Source organism: Streptosporangium sp. NPDC002721, assembly GCF_042888905.1.
In the GTDB taxonomy this organism is placed as follows: domain Bacteria; phylum Actinomycetota; class Actinomycetes; order Streptosporangiales; family Streptosporangiaceae; genus Streptosporangium.
This window is the reverse complement of the sequence record NZ_JBIAQI010000009.1, coordinates 189,047-209,537: the sequence shown is the minus strand read 5'-3', so window position 1 is coordinate 209,537 and position 20,491 is coordinate 189,047. Positions and strand designations below refer to the sequence as shown.

Sequence of the window (20,491 nt, the reverse complement as noted above, 5' to 3'; positions counted from 1 at the left end):
CGTGGGTTCCGCCCGCGCGTGGGTTCCGCCCGCGCGTGGACGCGACCGCACCACGCTCGCGCGCGGGCGACGGTCGCGGGTCAGCCCTCCAACGCGACCCGGCGGGCGAGGCCCAGGGGGAGCCCGCCGGAACCGGCGAGCGTGTCGTGGAAGGCGCGCAGGTCGCCGCGGCCCGCGGCCAGGTAGTCGTCGCGGATGCGGTCGATCTCCAGCGCGCCGGTCAGGTAGGAGGGCGCCTGGGTGGGCCACGCGCAGTAGCGGTCGACCTCGCCCCTGGCCGTGCCTGGGGTGAGCGACGACTTCGTGGTCATGTACTCCTCGGCCTGCTCGATCGTCATGTCACCGCAGTGCAGTGAGGTGTCGACGACGATGCGGGCCGCCCGGAAGAGCCGGAAGTCGAGGTGGGCGAGCTCCTGGGCCGGGGTGGTGAAGTAGCCCTGCTCGTGCATGAGCTTCTCGACGTACAGCCCCCAGCCCTCGGCGAAGTACGGGGTGCGGAACAGCTTGCGGGCCCGCCGGGGGTTGTCCGCCATCCACGACAGGTGCCAGTGGTGGCCGGGATAGGCCTCGTGGACGGCGATGGAGGGCATCTGCGCCCTGGCGTTGGTACGCAGCCGCTGGCGGACCTGCTCCTCGGTGAACGAGGACGGGGTGAACGGGACGAAGAAGTGCCCGATCCTGGAGGTCGACAGCGGCGGGGGCGACATGTAGGAGGCGACCGCGACGATGGGCCGCTGGAACTCCGGCGACGGGACGACCCTGCACTCCTCGCCCGCCGCGAAGGTCACCAGGCCGCGCTCGCGGACGAACGTCCTGGCCCGCTCCGTCTCGGCCTCGTACTCGGCCCGCATGTCCTCCAGCGTCGGCGCGTGGTCGCCCTGCAGCTCGGTGACGGCCGCGTGCCAGTCGCCGGAGCCGCCGTCCAGCCGGGCGGCGACCTCGCGCATCCGCGCGTCCAGCTCGTCGTAGGCGGCCTGTCCCCGCCTGAGCAGCTCGTCGGCGCCGTAGCCGAGCATCTCCCGCTCGCGCAGCAGGGTGGAGTAGAGCTCCTCCCCCATCCGCCAGGTGCCGGTCGCCCGGAAGTCCTCCAGGAACCTCACCAGCTCGTCGAAGGCCGCCGCCGCGGGCTCGGCCGCCGCGGCCAGCCTGGCGCGCAGGGCCTCGTCGGCGACCTGGCCGGGGACCGTCTCGGTGAGGAAGCGCCGGGCGGTCCGCGACTGGCCCAGCCCCCGTGCGATCAGCAGCGGGGCCGCCAGGGCGGGATCGAGGTTGGCCCGGCAGGCGGCGATGACGTCCGGCACCTCGGCCAGCCGCGCGACGGCCGCGTCGACCAGCTCGTCCTCGGTGGAGAGCCGCTGCAGGAAGGGCCCGAACATCGAGGAGAAGATCGGCCCCACATAGGCGGCCGGGTCGCGCCGCCAGACGGGCCACGCCTCGTACGCGAGCCCGCCGCGCAGCGTGGACATGACCAGCTCCCGGTCGATCTCGTCCTCGAAGCTCTCGGGCTCCTCGGGCTCGCTGGGCTCTCCGGGGCTCCCGGGTGCCCGGACCCGCTGGAGCCGCTCCAGCCAGCGGCGCGCCTCCCGCTCCCTGGCGAGGATGCCGGACTCGGTGAAGTCGCCCAGCGTCCTGTCGTACCCCTGCGCGCCCGCGAGGGCGGCGTAGGTGGGATTCGCCGCCAGATACCAGTCGAGGAAGCCGCTCACGAGCTCAGGAGACGTCATAACGCCGGATCCTACTCGGCGGACGATCCCTCCCCGCCGGATGTCGCCGCCCGCCGATCCGCCGGTCCCCGGCACCGTACGGGCGCCCCCTGGAGCGCCCGGACACCCCTTCGCGCACCCCGCGCGGACCCGCTCCGCGCCTTCGAGCGGGGTCGGCTCCAGGGTTCCCATAAACTCGTGCTGTGGGTGACCCGAAGTTCGAGATCCAGATGCTCCACGACCGTGTCATGGTCAAGATCGAGCAGGAGTCCGAGGAACGGCGCAGCACGGCGGGCATCGTCATCCCGGCGACGGTGAAGATGGCCAACCGCCTCGTCTGGGGTGAGGTCTGCGGCGCGGGCCAGAACGCCCGCGCGGTCAAGGTCGGCGACAAGGTCCTGTTCAACCCCGAGGATCAGTACGAGGTCGAGGTCCACGGCCAGCTCTATCTGGTCATGCGCGAGCGCGACCTGCACGCCATCGCCACCCCGCAGACCGACAACGGCACCGGCCTGTATCTGTGAGCCCCGACCCGTGAGCCCCGCGAACCGCGCGGGCCGTCACCTCCGGGTGTAGCCGAGATAGAGCTTGTTGGACCAGTCGGCCGGGGAGAAGGCGGCCAGGACCCTCGTGGTCTTGCCCTTGAGGGTGGACAGGACCACCTGGTAGTGGCCGGAGGAGGGGACGACCGCGATGAAGTGCTTCTCGTCCCACCACCCCCACAGCGCCTTCGGCTTGATGCCGGGCACCTTGGCCGCGAGCTTGCCCGAGGCGCGGTCCCAGACGCAGACGTGCTCGGTGTAGCTGGACGGGCACCAGGTCATCAGGCCCCGCCCCGAGGGGGTGAAGGCGTCCTCCCCGCCGGCGGGCCTGCCGGTCTTGGCCAGGGTGCGGCGGATCGCGCCGTCCTGCCCGTAGAAGCGGGTGCCGCCCGCGTGTTCGGCCACGACGTCGGCGCCGTCGGAGCTCCAGCGGAACCTCGCGGCCTTGTCGACGCCGGCCACGGTCACCGTCCTGGCTGTCTTGGCGACCGCGTCGACGATCACGAACCCGGAGGTCACCCACGCGGAGCCGCTCTTCCTCTCGACGGTCAGCACCGCCTTGCCGCCGTTGCGGCTCCAGTGGGCGTAGTGCGCGACGAGCGGCTTCCTCACCGTACGGACCCTGGTGCTCTTGGAGGTCGTCAGGTCGAGCAGGACGACGGAGTCGTAGCCGCCCTGGTAGGAGGTGGGCACCGCGAGGGCCTTCGTCCCCTTCGGCGCGACCGTGATCTCCTGGTAGGCGGTCTGCCGGGTGAACCCGGCTCCCCTGCGCAGGTAGGTCATCTTGCCGAAGGAGTAGGAGGTCACCTTGAGCGCGTCCTTGGAATCCTCCCGGACGGTGACCCGGGTGCCGGGCAGCACGATGTCGACGGGCGCGGCGGCGGACGCGACGGCCGCCGGCTCGGCGGCGTGCGCGGCCGCCGGAAGCGGCACGATCGTCACCGAGGCCAGGAGGGCGAGGCAACCGAACAACCGGTAGATCCCAGGAGTCACGGGCACGGCGGAATCCTAAGCCGGAAAGCTCTCAAGATCTTGATCTAGAACGAATCGGTAGAAGAGGTGTGAGAGAGGCCGACCGGGGTGAGGGGACACCGGAAGGCGAGCGTGACAGAAGTCCGGCGACACCGGGAACCGAAGACGGAGCCGGAGCTGGGGCCAGGGCAGGGGCCGGGGCCGGGGCGACGACAGGGCCGAGGGGCAAGGACGGAGCGAAGGTCGGGGCCAGGCGCGACGCGGCCGAAGACGACCGGACCGAGGACGACGCGACGACGCCAGGCGCGACCGGACGTGACCGTACCGTGGGCGGCGCGGCGGGCAGACCGAAAACGAACGGTGATTTTACGGCGGCCGGCTCCGTCCCGTCCCCCGCCGTTTTCGCGGAGGGTCCGCGACGCGCAATGCAAAATCACCTGGGCCCGGCGAGGTGGATCCAGCCCCGACGAGCCGTGTGGCACTGTTAATGCCTGTATCACCGATTAATGTCCTGCCATGAGGGATCGGTCACGCGCGTCCCGTTCCCGGGTGTCCACCGCGGCCGGTTACGCGGCGATGGCGATCGGCGTCCTGGACATCGTGCGGGCCGTGCTGCCCGCGTTCAGGAGGAGCCGGGTCGGCGAGATCGCCGGGTTCCTGCCCGGGACGTTCACCTCGCTCGCCCAGGCGGTCTCGCTCGTGCTGGGCATCCTGACCGTCATGCTCGCCCACGGCCTCCGGCGCAGGAAGAGACGGGCCTGGCGGGCGGTGGTGGTGCTCCTGCCGCTGAGCGTCCTGGTGGAGCTCCTGCACTCGCACCGTCCCCTCACCGCCGTCCTCAGCACGCTGGTCTTCGTCCTGCTCGTGATCAACCGGCACGAGTTCGACGCCCTCTCCGATCCCCGGACGCGTCGGCGGGCGCTGTGGAACCTTCTCGTCCTGGGCGTCCTGGACGTCGGCATCGGCTGGGCCGTGGTGAACGCCCACCCCCTGATGATCGTCGGCGATCCCGGTGCCGGGGACCGGCTCCAGCACGTGCTGCTCGGCCTCGTCGGGATGGAGGGCCCGGTCGACTACTCGTTGGAGCGAACCGCCGACCTGGTCTACTACTCCCTCCTCGGTCTCGGCGCGCTCACCGCGGTGACGACCCTCTACCTCGTCCTGCGGCCGGAGCGGCCCGTCGCCGAGCTGGACCCCGAGCAGGAGGAGACGGTCCGCGAGCTGCTCGCCCGGCACGGCGCCCGTGACTCGCTCGGCTACTTCGCGCTGCGCCGCGACAAGAGCGTCGTGTTCTCCCCGACGGGCAAGGCGGTGATCGCCTACCGCGTGGTCTCGGGGGTCATGCTCGCCAGCGGCGACCCGATCGGGGACGTCGAGGCGTGGCCGGGCGCGATCAGGCGGTTCATGGAGGAGGCGGAGCGGCACGCCTGGGTACCCGCCGTGATCGGCTGCAGCGAGACGGGCGGCGAGGTGTGGACCAGGGAGGGCCGCCTGTCCGCCCTGGAGATCGGCGACGAGGCCGTCATCGACGTCGCCGCCTTCACCCTCGAGGGCAGGACGATGCGCAACGTCCGGCAGATGGTGAACCGGGTGGAGCGCGCGGGCTACACCTGTCTCGTACGGCGTGTCGGGGACCTCGACGAGGCGGAGAAGGACCGGATCCGGCACGCCGCCGACTCCTGGCGCGGCACGGACACCGAGCGGGGCTTCTCCATGGCCCTCGGCCGTTTCGGTGACCCGGCCGACGCCGGATGCGTCGTCGTCACGGCGCACGGGCCCGCCCGCGGCGCTCCCGGTACCGCGAAGGCCGCGAAGACCATGAAGACCGCGACGACCGCCACGGCCACGGGGGTCGCGGAGACCACGGACGGCGAAAGCGGCGCAGGCGGCGAAAGCGGCGCGGGCCACCGGGCCGGGACGGGTGAGGAGATCCGCGCCGTCCTGCACTTCGTCCCGTGGGGGACGGACGGCATGTCCCTCGACCTGATGCGCCGCGACCACGCGGCCGACCCGGGCCTCAACGACCTGCTGATCGTCAAGGCCCTGCAGGCGGCCCCGGCCCTCGGGGTGAGCGTGGTCTCGCTCAACTTCGCCATGTTTCGCGCCGCGCTCGCCAGGGGCGAGCGGCTGGGCGCGGGCCCGATCCTGCGCGCCTGGTACGGCGTCCTGGTCTTCCTGTCCAGGTGGTTCCAGATCGAGTCGCTGTACAGGTTCAACGCGAAGTTCCGGCCGTTGTGGAAACCCCGCTTCCTGGTCTATCCCACCGCGCGGGACCTCCCGCGGATCGGCGTGTCGGCGCTCCAGGCGGAGGCCTTCATCTCCCTGCGCCTTCCCGAGATCGTCTCCCGCCGCGTCAGGGCCCTGCGCCCGGCGTGCCTCCGCACCTCCCGCATTCGATGACCGCGGGGGCGGGGTGCCGCCGGTGCTCGTAGAACCGGTGACCGAGCGCTGTCACGACGAGCACCCCGCCGAGCAGCAGGAGCATGAACGGCCCGTACCTCTCGTGTCCTATCAGGCCCATGGCGAGATGGGCCGTACCAGCGGCGACGATGATCGCGCCGACGTTGAGCAGTTCCCTGTTGAGCGTCCACCCCGAGGCGGATCGTTCCCGTTCCGTCTCACTCATGCGTCCAGGCTCACTACAGCCGGTTACAGTCCCCGACGGATCCCGTCACCATGATGTAAAACACGAGCGGCCACCCGCTCCGGCGGACGTGTGAACCTCTCGGCGGGGGCGTCCCGCTCAGCCTCCGAGCCTGCGGAACGTACGCGTCGACAGGGGCAGGAAGACCGCGATCAGCAGCAGCGGCCAGACCAGCGCCATGAGCGTGGCGTTCTGCGCGGCCCAGGAGTCACCTCCCCAGCCGGGATTCTCGAAGAGCCGCCTGGCGGCCGTGGCGGTGGCCGAGAGCGGGTTCCACTCGGCGATCGCCCCGAGCCAGCCGGGCATGGTGGCGGGGTCGACGAACACGCTGGACAGGAACCCGACGGGCCAGACCAGGATCTGCACGGACGTCACCGCCTCCGGCCCTCCCGCGACGAGGCCGGCGAAGATGCCCACCCAGAGCAGGGCGAAGCGCAGCAGCAGGAGCAGGCCCACCGCGGCCAGCGCCGGGGACAGGCCGCCCCCGGCCCGCCACCCGAGCAGCAGGCCGGTCACGATCATGACGGCGAGCCCGACGACCGAGTTGAGCATGTCGGCGGCCCCCCGGCCCATGACGACCGCGGAGGCGCTCATCGGCATCGAGCGGAACCGGTCGGTCACCCCCTTGGCCGCGTCGGTGGTGACCGCCATCATCGTGCTCTCCAGCCCGAAGAGCATCGTCATGGCGAACATGCCGGGGATCAGGAAGTCGAAGTAGTCTCCCCCGCCGGGGACGCCGATGGCGCCGCCGAACATCAGCACCATCATGATCGGGAAGAACCACCCGAGGACGACCGGGCCCGGCCGGCGGACCCAGTGGTTCAGGTCGCGCAGGGTGATGGTCCACGAGTCGGCCAGTGCCCAGCCGAACCGGGACATCGGGGACCCGGCGGGCGGGGCCGGGGTCGTCGTGCTCACAGGGACACCTCCGTACCGGAAACCGGGGTCGTCGCGCCCGCGCCCGGAGATGAGAGCGTCGCGGTCAGGTGCAGGAACACCTCGTCGAGCGTGGGGCGGCGCAGCGTGACGTCGAGCGGTTCGATCCCGGCGTCGCCGAGCGCGGTGGCCATCGTGACGAGCGCCCGGGTGCGCTCGGCGACCGGGACGCTGACCCGGCGCGCCCCGGCGTCCACGTGGACCTCCCCGGACGCGACCCGCGCCGCGAGGGCCCCGGTCGCGGTCACGTCCGCCTGATCGGCGAGGACGAGGTCGAGCCAGTCGCCGCCGATGGCGGACTTCAGCTCCTCGGGGGTGCCCTCGGTGACGACCCGGCCCGCTCCCAGCATCGTGATCCGGTCGGCCAGCCGGTCCGCCTCCTCCAGGTACTGGGTGGTGAGCAGCACGGTGGTGCCGGAGCCGACCAGGTCGCGGACGGCCGCCCACACCTCCTGGCGGGCGGCCGGGTCGAGGCCGGTCGTGGGCTCGTCCACGAAGAGCACCGGGGGCGCCACGATGAGGCTCGCCGCCAGGTCGAGCCGCCTGCGCATGCCGCCGGAGTACCTGCCGACCGGCCTGCCCCCGGTCCCGTCCAGCGAGAAGCGCTCCAGCAGCTCGTCGGCCCGCCGCCGCGCCCCGGCGGCGGAGAGGTGGTTCAGCCTGCCGAACATCACCAGGTTCTGCCGCCCGCCGAGGATCTCGTCGACCGCGGCGTACTGGCCGACCAGCCCGATCCGCTCACGCACCTGCCGCGCCTGCGCCTGTACGTCGAACCCGGCGACGCTCGCGCGGCCCGCGTCGGGGCGCAGGAGCGTGGACAGGATCCTGATCGCCGTCGTCTTGCCCGCGCCGTTGGGCCCGAGCAGGCCGCAGACCGTTCCGGCCGGCACCCGCAGGTCGAACCCGTTCAGGCCCGTCCCCTCCGCGGCGCCCGCGTAGTTCTTGCGCAGGCCGTGCGCGTCGATCGCGAACTCCGTCGCTCTCACAACCACCTGTCTCACCCTTCCCACCCGTCTTTCCGCCCGGCGCCCATGGCGGACGATTCGCCCGACATCGGCGCGCCCGTACAACGTAGCCCGTACCGTACACCGTACGGCTCGGTTACGGTGGTCCCAACGCCGAGAATCTGGAGCCTGTTCCCGTGAATGCGAAGAAAGCTTCCGACGCCGACCCGGCACGCAGCCTGGCGCTCCTGTGGGGGTCGCACAGCAAGCCGGGCCGTTCCGGGCTGACGGTGCGTTCGATCGTCCTGGCGGCCATCGAGCTGGCCGGCGACGAGGGGCTCGACGCGGTCTCGATGCGGCACGTCGCCGAGCGGCTGGAGGTCGGGACCATGTCCCTCTACACCCACGTCCCCGGCAAGGGCGAGCTGGTGGACCTCATGGTCGACACCGCGTACGGGGAGCTCTACGACGACGTGGACGCCCCGTCCCGGCAGCCCGGCGGTTGGCGGGGCGCGCTGGAGTTCGTCGCCGCCCGCAACTGGGACCTCTATCAGCGCAACCCGTGGATGCTGCAGATCATCGACGTCCGCTCCACGCTGGGGCCGAACGCCTCGCTCAAGTACGAGGCCGAGCTGCGCCCGCTGGAGGGCACCGGCCTGTCGGACGTCGAGATGGACTCCGTGCTCGCCCTGGTGCTCAGCCACGTGGAGAGCACCGCCAGGGCCAGGGCCAACCAGGCCCGAATCCAGGAGGAGAGCGGGATCACCGACGTCGAGTGGTGGCTGTCCAACGCCCCGCTCCTCGACAAGATCATGGACGCCGGCCGGTTCCCCCTGGCCTCCCGTGTCGGCCGGGCGGCCGGGGAGGCCCACCAGTCCGTCGCCGACCCCGTCCACGCCCTCACCTTCGGGCTGGAACGCATCCTGGACGGGATCGCGGGCCTGATCGCGAGCCGGGACCGTCAATGAACCCGGCTCACCCACGAACTTCTCCGTGGGCGAACCTCTGGCACAGATCACATACGTCGGCCGCCGGCGAACGAGTTTCGACCGTCAATGGTCGCGAAAATGCTCGATGTCCGCGAGCACCGCCTGAACGATCGTCACGGCCGCCGTCGTGGCGGCGGCGCGACCGAGCATGCACAGATCGATAAGCAGCTGGCGGACCTTACTACGAAGGGCCTTCTGCAGAAACGTGTTCTGCGCGAAGTGTGGAGGACGCACTTCGTCACGGATGAGAAGGACGAGTTCCCTCGTCACGGTGACCGCGAGACCGGGTTCGCGCACTCGGCCCACCTCCTGGGCCAGCACCTGCTCCATGATGCTGTGGAGAGGCCCCTCCGTCCGAGGATCCAGGCCAAGTGCGATGATGTCGGCGTCCGGCGCCAACGTCTGCTCGACCAGCTCGCGCAACGCCTTCGACAGCTCCTCCCACGAGCCGTCCAGCCGCCGCAGGAGGTCGTCGATCTGCTCACTGATGCTCTGGGCACGGATCGGGTCGGTGGCCGAGACGCGCTCCAGGTGGTGCCGAAGGGCGTATTGCAGCTCCAGGGCACGATCGCGACCGCTCCTGATGGCGTCGACCGCCTCCATGAAGCCTGGAGTGGTGATCTCCACCGGAGGCACCTGCTGCCGCGCCTGCCCGGCCCGGACGTGCTCGTCGAGAAGCTCACGCAGCAGAGCACCGTGGCGATAGGTGTCCTGCTGTCCGAGTTGCGTGTCCCGGAACAGCCGCCGGGCACGCCACTGGACGTCGTAGACCGCCCTCGCCAGATCGAGGTGCTCAAGGGCGGGACCGCGCGGCATGAGCCGCTCGACGCTGAGCAGAAGCTCATCGACCGCCGCGTCGAACCGGTGGCGCGTGCGGGGATCTTCTAGCAGACGGAGCATCTCCGACCTGCCCTCCTCGCTCTCGATCGAGTCGACCCTCAGCTCCACGAGCAGATCGCGCATGCGCTTGGCCGCGCTTACCAGGAGAGGCAGTTCGTGGTCGATCAGCTCCTCGCGCATACCGGACAGATCGTCCTGGTCATACTCGGCAAGGGCTCGGCCGAGGTTGTCGATGATGCCCACGTAGTCGACCACTAGCCCGTAGCGCTTGTTCCTGGCGGTCCTGTTGGTCCGTGCGACGGCCTGGAGGAGCTCGGCGTCCCTGATGGAGCGGTCGATGTAGAGGGCCTGCTCCAGTGGTGCGTCGAACCCGGTGAGCAGCATGCTCTGAACCGCGAGGAAGGCGATCGGCGCAGGCCCACCCTCATCGGCGAAAGCGTCGTCAGGACGCGCGTGGGAGCTCCACGGGGTGTCGTCCGTGTGGCGAAATCCTTCCCTCTCACCGGAGAGGGGGAAGGGGGCGGTGAAACGGGCCTTGTAATCCTCATGAGCTTCAGGCGCCGTCCACCGTTTCCACTCCTCCGGGTCACCCTCCCGGTGTGAGATGACCGCGGCGAACTCGATCCTGGTCAGAAGCCGCCGGAACCGGTAGGCCATGGCGAGCACCGGGGCCTCGAACCCGTCGTACGCCCCGCCGTCGCCCTGGTGCTGCGAGACGGCGGCCAGAAGGGCGTCCCTGGCCCTTCCCAGGGCCTCTCCGTACCGCACGGCCGCCAGCCGGGAGACCGCGACCACCTGGGCCTTGAAACCGTCCGGCAGCCCGGTGAGCACCCAGTGCGCGAGCATGTCGCGCGCCTTGGCCTCGATCAGGTCCGTGGACTCCAGAAGCTCCCGGATGGCGACGACGGCCGCGCCCCCCTCCATCTCCTGCTCCATCGCCAGGTCGAGCTGGACACGGTCGATGAGGTGACCGGGCAGATGCCGTCCCTCGTAGCGGATGGGCACGATGGTGCCGTCTCTCTCGGCCTCGACCAACCGGTAGTGGTCGACCGTGGTGCCGAAAAGGTCACGGGTCGTCCGCTTGAAGGAGCGAACGATCGGGGTGCCGGTGAAACCGATCATGGCCGCGTTCGGCACCGACCGGCGCAGACGCTGGTGAAAGCTCCCCGACTGCGTCCGGTGAGCCTCGTCGACCAGCAGCAGGATGCGGTCGCTGTCGCTGAGCACCGGAGCGGTGAACTCGACGCCCTCCGGGTCGCCGACGAGTCCGGTCACCTGCCGGGGGGCGTCGTCGTCCCGGCGCGCCTGCTGGATCATCATCTGGACGACACCGGGCACCGGCCTGCCGAGGTGTTCACGCGCCTCCGCACTGCTCTTGGCGACCAGAGGCTTCTCCCCGCTGAGCCTCAGGACCGGGGTGAGCTGACGCCGCAGGTCCCGCCGGTCGGAGACCACCACGACCAGGAAGCCCTCCAGATTCTCGGTCGTACGGATCTTCCGCACCAGGAAGGTCATGGTCAGGGTCTTGCCCGCGCCCTGGGTGTGCCAGAGCAGGCCGCCCCTGTCCTCGGGGGATCCTCCGTGCAGAAGCCGGAACACCATTGCGTGAACGGCCCGGAACTGCTGGTAGCGGGCGACGATCCGGCGGTCGGTGCCGCTTCTGTGGGTGAAGACGGAGAAGTTTCGCACCAGATCGAGGAGGTGGGCCGGACGGAGGGCCCCGGCGAGCAGCGTCTCCAACTCGCTGAGCGAGCCGGTCACTTTCAGCTCGGCACGGACGTCGTTCTCACCGACGGGCAGAGTGGTGCGCCAGACGGCGAAATCCTCGGGGCCGGAGGTGACGGTGCCGAGTTTGGCCTGAACACCGTCCGTGGCGACCAGGATCTGCACGTAGCGGAAGAGTGCCGGAACGCTCCGGTCGGGGGCCAGCGCGCGCTCCCCGGTCCAGGCGCGCAACGCGTCGACGGCGTCGCGCACCCCGCCCACCGGAGAGGATGCGGCCCCCACGACGAACGGGATGCCGTTGATGTATCCGACGAAGTGGAGCCGGATGTCGGACACGCCTCCGTCACGCGGGCGTTCGACCGGCTGCCCGGTCACGAGGAGGAAGTCGTTGGCGTCCGGGTTCTCCCAGTCGATCAACCGGACGACCTGGTGCCGCCCGCCGTCCCAGTCGGTCAGCCCCTTGACCGCCACACCGGACTGCAGGATCTCCAGCACCTTGCGGTTACCCTCGACCAGGCCGGCGGGGACGCGGCGGGTCAGCTCCTCCCAGACCCGCTCCAGTCGTTCGGGGTCGAGCCACGGCTCGTCGTTGCGCCGGTTGACGTTCCGGACGGCGGCCAGGAAGCGCTCCTTGAGCAGGCCTTCATGGTGGTCGCCGACCTCATGGGCGGCCTTCAGCGACCAGTCGGCGGTCTCATGCCAGCCCAGTCGGTGCAGGAGCCTGGCGACCCTCGCCTGTGCCGCATGGTTCACAGTGGCCGCCCGCCCCTTCTGAGTAAATTGTGACTTACGAATCTATCGCTTGGTTCACGGTGTTCGCTGGTGTTTTCTGCGCGGATATCCCAGAGCATGCAGATGCGCGGCGAGACGGGCCGCAGCCTCGTCGCGCTCGCGTTCCAGGTCCTCAAGCGAGGTCTCGTACTTGTCCGCGAGCCTCTGGAAACCGGCGGTCAGTTCGCGCCTGGCGCCCTCCAGGCACACCTCGATCCGGGCGGCCACGTCCTGCCCGAACACGTCGACGACCAGTTGCCCGGCCCGCTCGGGAGTTATCCCATCGATCTCGGTGATGATGAGGCTCCGAAGGAGCATCGCGACAGCGTCGACCGCCTTGCCCGCGGCGTCACGATCGTTCTTCAGTTTCTTCAGGTCGGCCGCGGTAACGCCCTCCTCCTCAGCGATCCTCACATCGGCATCGAGGGTGGCGTGGGCCACCTCCGCCGCCGTGGCCTGCTCGGCGTACCAAGGAAGCAGCCGCTGGACGAAGGGACGCTCACGGACCGCTCGCCACTCGGCCCCGGTCGTCGGCTTGGACTTGCCCCGCACCCGCCGGACAGGGAGGGCCGCCACCGCGCTCGCCCCCCAGGCTTCGGCCAGATGTGCCGACCCCTGAGCCGCGAGCACCTTCACATCGGCCAGGTTGTCGGCCCACCATTCGGCGACGATGCCCGCGGCGGTGAACTCGTCCAGCAGTGGGACGGAGTCGACCGTCTTGCAGAAGGAGGAGATGAGCGACGCCCTGGCGGCCATCGAAGCACCACCGTTCGGTAGTTCCTTCAGCAGTACGGCGTGCTCGCGCCACCAGGTGTCCACGGCGGCCCGGAAGACCTCTTCCCGGTCGCCCGCCAGGCTGTCCACGCGGGCCGCGGTGGCTTGGTGACCTTCCGGCAGGAAGTCGAGGTAGCCGTCACCCGGATCGGCGAAGAAGGCGCCTGGGTCAAGGCCGTAGGCGGCGAAGACGGGAGTGAGCGCCTCGACCTCGGCGCGGGGAATGCCGCCGTAGAGATGGGCGGAGACGTCCTGCGGCTCCGGCTCCGGCGTGTTGTCGACCCACCTGCGGATGTTCAGGTTGGCTCCGTCGTCAAGCAGTTCGTCCACCGGCACCGCCCGGGAGAAGCCGCCGACCTCCCGCCATTCCTCATAGATCCGCACGATCTTCTCGGCGTGCTCCTCCCCGAGGATGTTCTGCTTGCGCCCGCGCCGGTATTCGCGGTCGGCGTTGACGAACAGGACCTTGCCCCGGGAGTGCGCGGGTTTGTGACCGGGGGCGCGTAGGATCAGCAGGCAGATGGGGATGCCGGTGCCGTGCAGGATGTTGGCCCCCAGTCCGATCACCGCCTCGATGGCGTCGGCGCGGAGCAGGCTCTCCCTGATCTCCTTCTCGACGCGGTCACGGAACAGCACGCCGTGCGGCATGACGGTGACGGCCACACCGTCGTCGGCGAGCGAGGCCACCATGTGCTGGACGAACATCAGGTCGGCGCTCGGGGAGGTGCCGTGGTCGAACCGCCGGTAGTCGTGCGAGCTCGCGGCTGCCGGGTCGTAGTCCTTCCAGGAGAACTCCGGGTTGCTGAGAATCCGGTTGAAGCGCCGGGGCGATCCGCCGTCGAGGTGTCGAGGCTCGGTCAGGGTGTCACCCAGCTTGACGTCGGCGTCGCGGATGCCGTGCAGCAGCAGGTTCATCCGGCCGGCCGCCCAGTGTGACGTCGACAGCTCCTGCCCGGCGAGCGAGATCGTGTGTGCCTGGCCGGGGTGGTGGTCGGCGACGTGCTCACGGGCGTAGACGAGCATGCCGCACGAGCCCGCGCAGGGGTCGTAGACGGAGTCGCGGGGGCGGGGGGCGGCGAGACGGACCATCAGCCGCACCACCGAGCGGGCCGTGTAGAAGTCGCCGCCCTTGGAGTCGACGCTCTCGGCGAAGGCCCGCAGCACCTTCTCGTAGGCGAGCCCGATCAGGTCGGGGAACTCAAGGTCCTCGTCCGCCAGCCGGAGCCGGGCGAACAGCCGGACGAGCTCAACCAGGGTCGAGTCCTTGAGCTGGGTCCCGTCGGGTGCCTGGTTGAAGTCGACGTGCCTGAGCACCCCGTCGAGATCCTCGTTGTGCCGCTCCAGGCCGTGCAGGGCTGCGTTGAGGTGGCCGCCCATCTTCGTGCTCCGCGCGACGAGCTTGGCCCAGCGTGAATCGGGGGGGACGAAGACCTCTGTGCCGTAGGCCTCGGGGTCGTCGGCGGCCTCCGTCGCCTCCCCCGGATCGTTACTGCGGGCGAGTTCGGCGTCGTACTGGTCCTGCCAGGACCGCTCGAACACGTCGGAACATCTTTTGATCAGCAGCAACGCGAAGACGTAGTTGCGCTTGGCGGAGATGTCGAGCTTGCCGAGGCCGTTCGCGGCTTCGAGAAGCAGGTTTTCGAGCTGGACGAGGGTGACCCTGGACACGAGGGGGAGCTCTCCGGGTTTAGGCGGTGGTGAATCCGAGACTTTCCAGCATGACGTAGACCCCGGTGGAGGGATCCCGCTTCAGGATCGGGCAGCTCTCGTGATGCGGCTCGTGCCTGCCGTCGGCGGCGACGCGGTCCGGGCCGCACAGACCGTTCTCGCAATCAGCATCCAGCTTTCTGGCCAGCTTGATCGCCTGGCTGATGCCGGCCGAGAGCGCGTCCCGGCGGACGGGAGCGAGAAGTCGTTTGTCCCTTTTCGGGGCATAGCCCTCGAATCCGGTGACCCCCTGAAGTTTGGAGACCAGATAGGAGCTGTTCCCTCCTTGACCGGTAGGACGGCCGGGAGCGAAATGCAGCCAGAGCCACAGGTCGAAGGAGGGGTGGGAAAAAGCAACCTTGATCTTGTTTTTCCTGGCGAGGACGACGGCCCGCTCGATGTCGACGTGCTCGTCGCGGTCGATCATGACCCAGACGTTCTCACGATCGGTCCGGTAGAGCCTCTTTCGCTCCTCTATCGCGCGTTCGACCGCGTCAAGAGGCTTGAAGCCCTCTGCTCTGGTGTAGGGGTTGATATGAAACCGCATCTCCTTGCCGAACTTCTCTTCCAGGAGACCGAGATAGTCGCCTTCGGTCTCCCCCTCGCACACGACGTACAGGGTCCGCTGCGACCGGTCGATCCCCAGTTTGCGACCCGGCCGTGTATCTCCCCCGGGAATGGCACTTCGGCGGCTCACGCGCGGCACCCCTGCGGCTCGGCGCGTACATCGTCGTCCGGTACGTACGCGATCGTGTCCGCGACGTCCCCGCTGTGCACACGAGGAATACCCCCGTACGCACCGGACAGGTAGCGCCGGGCCAGCGGCTCGCCCTTGCGGGGGCGGGCGTCGGTCAGCGGGTAGAGCTCGGAGCGGCCTCCGGCGGCCTTCTCCGTGATCCATACCTGGTCGCGGTCGAGCGGTTGCTGCGGATGCAGCCCACTGATCAGTGTCGTGTCGTGCAGGGTGGCCACGAACTGGGCGTGGTGGGGATTCGCCTTCTCGCTCCGGAAGGTCCGCATCACCTCGGCGGCGAGCAGGGGGTGCAGGCACGCGTCCAGCTCGTCGACGAGCAGGAGCGCGCCGGTGTCGAGCGCCTCCAGCATGGGGCCGATGAAGGCGAACCACGACTGGGTGCCGGCGGACTCGTCGTGGAAGTCCATCGGGGTCGGCCCCGAAACCCCCTCATGGATGAGCCGGATGCGCGGTTCGCCCAGCTCGTAGTCGACCTCCGCACCGGAGATCCCGAGGTCGGCGACTTTCAGCAATGCCGCGATCTGCCGCCTGCGAACCGGGTCGCGGAGCATCGAGCCGGTGAAGTCGCGCCGGGCCTGCTGGTCATGGCCCATGCTGACCCACCAGAAGTTTCCCCGGAACCAGTCACGCAGCGGAGAAAGCTGCGGGTGGTCGTAGTCGGCGGCGACGGTGAGGAAGAGTGCCGTGGCCTTCGTCCGGGGCACGAGACTCTCCTTGGCACCTTTCAGCCCTTCGCCGGGGAAGCGGAACGGCTCGGTCGCGTCGGCCTCCCGCTCGAACCAGACCTGCCTGCGTGCCTGGCCCTTTGGATAGGCGTGCAGCCACTCGGCCTCCACCCGTTCGTCGGAGACCTCGAATCCGTAGACGAAGCGGTCGCCGCCGACGACGAAGTCGACCTCGTAGTACGAGGTGCGCAGGCGCCCTTCAAGATCGAGCATGAACGCCTCGCGCGGCACCGGACTGCGGCGCCGCCAGTCGTCGTCGATCGAACTCACCGACCACTGGTCGACGGAGTGGAGCACGGCTTGCTGCATCCACCGCATCGCCCCGATGACGTTGGATTTGCCCGAGCCGTTCGCCCCGTAGATCACGCCCGACGGGACGTACGACAGATCAGAATCTTCCGGCAGGCCCGCGGAACGGGCCGAGCCTTGGTTGAACTTGCTGGCGGTCAGGTGGAACTCGAACTCGTCGCGGAACGACCTGTGGTTGGCCGCTCTGAATCTCAAGAGCATGGAAAGCCCCCTAGCACGGGTCTTGAATCCATCTTAGATGCTTTCGCGTAGAAAACCTACATAGAAAGCCATAAAACTCGGTCCAGCCTATCAGCTGCGATCACGTTGAGAGAATGAGCCGTCACGATCCGTGTCCACCGGGCACACTGGGGGCACGCGAACGAGGGCTGGCGCGGATTGGATCTTTATGGCATGAAATGTCCGCCGAAAGGACTACCCTCACATCGCGTACTACCAGCAAGGAAGGACTCACCACGTGGCCAAGCTGACGCTCCCGCAACTGGAGCGCCATCTGTACGGGGCGGCTGACATCCTCAGGGGCAAGATGGACGCCTCGGAGTTCAAGGACTACATCTTCGGGATGTTGTTCCTGAAACGGTGTTCCGACCAGTTCGACGCGGTCCGCGAGAAGGTGATCGAGGAGCGGATGGCCGAGGGGGCGTCCCGGGAGCAGGCGTTGGAGATCTCCGACAAGCCGTTCTTCTACCCCCGCGACTTCTACGTGCCACCGGAGTCCCGCTGGAAGTGGATCAGAGGCAAGTCCCGTGCCCCCCATCTCGGCGAGACGCTCAACGTCGCCCTGGGGAGGCTTGAGGAGGAGAACGCCGCCGCCCTGGGCGGCGTGCTCGGGCACATCGACTTCAACCGCCGCAGCGGCGCGGCGGCCCTCAGTGACCGCAAGCTCCACCAGCTGGTCGACCACTTCAACCGCTACCGGCTGCGCAACGCCGACTTCGAGTTCCCCGACCTCCTCGGCGCGGCGTACGAGTTCCTGATCGGCGAGTTCGCCGACTCGGCCGGCAAGAAGGGCGGGGAGTTCTACACCCCGCGCGGCGTGGTCCGGATGCTGACCCAGCTCGTCAGGCCCCGGCAGGGGATGCGGATCTACGATCCGTGCGCGGGATCGGGGGGCATGCTGATCCACGCGCTGGAGTACGTTGAGGAGCACGGGGGTGACCATCGCGACCTGTCGCTGTTCGGGCAGGAGTACAACGGCAACACCTGGGCCGTCGCCAAGATGAACATGATCCTGCACGGCATCCTCAACGCCGACCTGCGAAACGACGACACCCTGGCCCGCCCGCTGCACGTCACCGACGACGGCCATCTCCTCCAGTTCGACCGCGTCCTCACCAATCCGCCCTTCTCCCAGAACTACGAGAAGACCGGCATGGAGCACAAGGAGCGCTTCGAGAAGTACGGCTGGGCACCGGAGAGCGGCAAGAAGGCCGACCTGATGTTCGCCCAGCACGTGCTGGCGGTGCTCGCCCCGAACGGCGTCGGCGCGGTGGTCATGCCGCACGGCGTGCTGTTCCGGGGCGGCGAGGAGGGGAGAATCCGCCAGGGGATCGTCGAGGACGACCGGCTGGAGGCCGTGATCGGCCTGGCCCCCAACCTCTTCTACGGCACCGGCATCCCGGCCTGCGTGCTGATCCTGCGCGGCAGCGCCCAGCGTGACCCCGACCGGCGCGGCAAGGTCCTGTTCATCAACGCCGACCGCGAGTACACCTCCGGCCGCGCGCAGAACTACCTCGACCCCGAGCACGCCGAGAAGATCGTCTCCGTGTTTGGCGACTACCGCGACATCCCCGGCTTCGCCCGCGTGGTGGACGTCGAGGAGTTGCGGGAGAACGATTTCAACCTCAACATCCGGCGCTACGTCGACAACACTCCCCCGCCGGAGCCGCAGGACGTCCGGGCCCACCTGCACGGCGGGGTGCCCAAGTCGGAGGTCCGCGACCGGCGCCCACTGTTCGACGCGCTCGGCGTGGACGTGGCGGAGCTGTTCGTGGAGCGGGACGCCGACTACTACGACTTCCCCCCCGAGGGCTGGGAGGCGGCCGCGGCCCGGATCCCGGAGCTGGCCTCCCCGACGGAGAGACGGTTCGCCGAGGCGTTCGACGCATGGTGGGGAAAGCACTCCGAGATCGTGGTCGGGTTGCCCGAGAGCGGCCACCCGATGAAGGCCCGGACCGAGCTGCTGGACCTGTTCGTGTCCGAGCTGGGACCGCTGGGCGTGCTCGACCGGTTCGAGCTGGCGGGGGTGACCGCCTCCTGGTGGGGCGGTGTCCAGTTCGACATGCGAACGCTGGCGCAAAACAACTTCGGCGGCGTGGTGGAAAGTTGGCTGTCGACTATCGCAAGCGCTTTCGCCAGCGATAGCGATAGCGACAACAGCCCCGGGGACAAGCAGCGCATGGCCGCCGAGCGCCGCAAGGCCAGGCAGCACCCCATGGTCGAGCTGGTCATCCCCGACTATCTGAACGCCCTGGAGGCCGAGGAGTCGCGCCGGGCGGAGCTGGACTCTCAGATCAAGGCTGCCACCGCGACGCCGGCCGATGACGACGTCGAAGAGCCCGAGGAGACGATCAGTGCCACCGAGTTGAAGAAGCTGAAAACGGAGCTGTCCGCAGTACGGGGCAGGATTCGCCGGTTGGAGAACGTCTTCGTTGAGCAACTCACGGCGGCTGTCCACCTGCTCAACCCTGACGCGGAACGGGGCCTGGTTCTCCAGATCTTCGAGAATGGCCTGAGACGACGTCTGGAGGAAAAGGTCTCCTCCCGCCGCCGGGTAAGCGCCAGCGCTTACCGTACCTGGGCCGACAAGTACGCGATCACCCTCCGCGATATCGAAGCCTCCCGCAAAACCGCCGCTGCCCGCCTGGACGCTCACCTCAAGGAGCTCAACTATGTGTGAGCTTCCCGAGGGCTGGACCTGGCGAAAGCTTACAGATGTCGTCACACTACCGAGCGGCCAGGTCAGCCCTCTTCAACTTCCATACTTGAAACAGCCTCTTATCGCTCCTGATCACATTGAGTCCGGGACGGGACGACTCCTTGAGGTCAAAACCGCCGAAGAACAAGGAGCCATTAGCGGAAAGTATGTGATTCAGCCAGGCGATGTTGTCTATAGCAAAATTCGTCCAGCACTCCGGAAAGCCACCCTGGTAACATTTGACGGCTTGTGCTCCGCAGACATGTACCCCTTAAGGCCATCTCCTGAAATCAATTCACAATACCTACTTTCCGTAATTCTTGGCGAGAGATTTTCCCGTTTTGCGCACGCTTCATCCGGTCGTAGTGGCATTCCAAAAATAAACCGCGACGAGCTTGATCAATTTCACCTCGCACTCCCCCCAATAGGCGAGCAAGAGCAGATAGCTGAAATACTTGACACTGTCAGCGCACGTCAACAAGCAACTAAAAAAATAATCACTAAGCTGAAAGCCGCCCGCCAAGCTGTTCTACGTCAAGCAATTAATCCAGGACTTGCCCCTTTGTCCAAACTAGAGGCCTCCCAGCTTTCTTCCATCCATAGTAAGCGGATAGGAGATTGGACGATAAACAGGTTAAGTGATTATGTCTACAAGATTGATGCCGGAAAGAGCCCTGAACTTGAAGACACTCCCGCAGGGCCAGGGCAATGGGGAGTATTAAAAGTGAGCTCAATCCGCCAGGATCACTTTTCCCCCGAGGAGAACAAAGTTGTTCGCGATCCGACCCTATTCAACAAGGCGCTATGTGTGCAGCCAGGAGATCTTTTGATGAGCCGCGCAAACACCGTCGAACTGGTTGGACTCGCCTGTATTGTTGAAAAGACTCCGCAAAAAATCATGCTTTGCGACAAGACCTTGCGACTGCACGTCGAAAATCGGCTCGCATCGACAGATTATGTTAATCTAATGCTTGGAATCACCGAAGTGCGCCGACAAATAACGGTAGCTGCTACGGGAACTAGTGGCAGCATGAAGAACATCAGTCAAGAATCCATCAAAAATATATTGATTCCGGTTCCCCGGCGCGAAGAGATGGAGAAAATAGTTAAGGTCGACGGTGAATTTCGCACCAAAATCGCCTTGCTTGATCAGGAAAGCTCTCATCTCGACTTACTAAAACAAGGGCTTATAGACGATCTTCTAACGGGATATGTTCGCGTATCATTGACCACGTAAAT

The 20,491-nt window shown here is 68.0% G+C and carries 14 protein-coding genes; 5 read left to right on the top strand and 9 right to left on the bottom strand.

Going from position 1 to position 20,491, the window contains the following annotated elements; all coding sequences use genetic code 11:
• Window positions 1-80: 80 nt before the first annotated feature.
• The gene (locus tag ACFYWM_RS14765; RefSeq protein WP_389914094.1) at window positions 81-1,724 is read right to left on the bottom strand and encodes a DUF885 domain-containing protein; all 1,644 of its coding nucleotides are present in this window, start codon (window positions 1,722-1,724) and stop codon (window positions 81-83) included.
• 182 nt (window positions 1,725-1,906) lie between these two features.
• On the opposite strand from ACFYWM_RS14765, the gene ACFYWM_RS14760 reads away from it, so the two are divergent.
• On the top strand, window positions 1,907-2,227 hold the full coding sequence (locus tag ACFYWM_RS14760) for a co-chaperone GroES (protein WP_344748144.1): 321 nt from the start codon (window positions 1,907-1,909) through the stop codon (window positions 2,225-2,227).
• A 36-nt stretch (window positions 2,228-2,263) separates the two neighbouring features.
• Here ACFYWM_RS14760 and ACFYWM_RS14755 read toward each other — a convergent pair whose 3' ends face one another.
• Complete coding sequence (locus tag ACFYWM_RS14755; protein WP_389914090.1) at window positions 2,264-3,244, bottom strand: hypothetical protein; 981 nt, start codon at window positions 3,242-3,244, stop codon at window positions 2,264-2,266.
• Between the two features lie 489 nt (window positions 3,245-3,733).
• On the opposite strand from ACFYWM_RS14755, the gene ACFYWM_RS14750 reads away from it, so the two are divergent.
• Window positions 3,734-5,617 (top strand): phosphatidylglycerol lysyltransferase domain-containing protein, encoded by a 1,884-nt coding sequence (locus tag ACFYWM_RS14750; RefSeq protein WP_389914087.1) that lies wholly within the window; start codon window positions 3,734-3,736, stop codon window positions 5,615-5,617.
• On the opposite strand, the gene ACFYWM_RS14745 is transcribed toward ACFYWM_RS14750, so the two are convergent.
• From ACFYWM_RS14745 to ACFYWM_RS14735, 3 genes are all read right to left on the bottom strand, one after another.
• A complete protein-coding gene (locus ACFYWM_RS14745) occupies window positions 5,571-5,843 on the bottom strand; it encodes a hypothetical protein (protein WP_389914084.1) in 273 nt (90 codons plus the stop codon). The genes ACFYWM_RS14750 and ACFYWM_RS14745 overlap by 47 nt on opposite strands.
• 117 nt (window positions 5,844-5,960) lie before the next feature.
• Window positions 5,961-6,779 carry an ABC transporter permease gene (locus ACFYWM_RS14740; RefSeq protein WP_389914081.1) on the bottom strand — a complete coding sequence of 273 codons (819 nt, stop codon included), beginning with the start codon at window positions 6,777-6,779 and terminating at the stop codon, window positions 5,961-5,963.
• Window positions 6,776-7,783 carry an ATP-binding cassette domain-containing protein gene (locus ACFYWM_RS14735; RefSeq protein WP_389914441.1) on the bottom strand — a complete coding sequence of 336 codons (1,008 nt, stop codon included), beginning with the start codon at window positions 7,781-7,783 and terminating at the stop codon, window positions 6,776-6,778. The genes ACFYWM_RS14740 and ACFYWM_RS14735 overlap by 4 nt, the downstream gene beginning before the upstream one ends.
• A gap of 155 nt (window positions 7,784-7,938) precedes the next feature.
• Here ACFYWM_RS14735 and ACFYWM_RS14730 point away from each other — a divergent pair, with 155 nt between their 5' ends.
• A complete protein-coding gene (locus ACFYWM_RS14730) occupies window positions 7,939-8,709 on the top strand; it encodes a TetR/AcrR family transcriptional regulator (RefSeq protein WP_389914078.1) in 771 nt (256 codons plus the stop codon).
• Between the two features lie 84 nt (window positions 8,710-8,793).
• On the opposite strand, the gene ACFYWM_RS14725 is transcribed toward ACFYWM_RS14730, so the two are convergent.
• The 4 genes from ACFYWM_RS14725 to ACFYWM_RS14710 form a co-directional block, all read right to left on the bottom strand.
• The gene (locus ACFYWM_RS14725; protein WP_389914075.1) at window positions 8,794-12,048 is read right to left on the bottom strand and encodes a type I restriction endonuclease subunit R; all 3,255 of its coding nucleotides are present in this window, start codon (window positions 12,046-12,048) and stop codon (window positions 8,794-8,796) included.
• A gap of 54 nt (window positions 12,049-12,102) precedes the next feature.
• Complete coding sequence (locus ACFYWM_RS14720) at window positions 12,103-14,508, bottom strand: N-6 DNA methylase (RefSeq protein ID WP_389914072.1); 2,406 nt, start codon at window positions 14,506-14,508, stop codon at window positions 12,103-12,105.
• A gap of 19 nt (window positions 14,509-14,527) precedes the next feature.
• Window positions 14,528-15,157 carry an RloB family protein gene (locus ACFYWM_RS14715; protein ID WP_389914069.1) on the bottom strand — a complete coding sequence of 210 codons (630 nt, stop codon included), beginning with the start codon at window positions 15,155-15,157 and terminating at the stop codon, window positions 14,528-14,530.
• 83 nt (window positions 15,158-15,240) lie between these two features.
• Window positions 15,241-16,536, bottom strand: a complete 1,296-nt coding sequence (locus tag ACFYWM_RS14710) for an ATP/GTP-binding protein (protein WP_389914067.1) — start codon at window positions 16,534-16,536, stop codon at window positions 15,241-15,243.
• 256 nt (window positions 16,537-16,792) lie between these two features.
• Between ACFYWM_RS14710 and ACFYWM_RS14705 the strand changes: the two genes are divergently transcribed.
• Complete coding sequence (locus ACFYWM_RS14705; RefSeq protein WP_389914065.1) at window positions 16,793-19,234, top strand: N-6 DNA methylase; 2,442 nt, start codon at window positions 16,793-16,795, stop codon at window positions 19,232-19,234.
• Complete coding sequence (locus tag ACFYWM_RS14700) at window positions 19,227-20,489, top strand: restriction endonuclease subunit S (protein WP_389914063.1); 1,263 nt, start codon at window positions 19,227-19,229, stop codon at window positions 20,487-20,489. The genes ACFYWM_RS14705 and ACFYWM_RS14700 overlap by 8 nt, the downstream gene beginning before the upstream one ends.
• Window positions 20,490-20,491 lie beyond the last annotated feature (2 nt).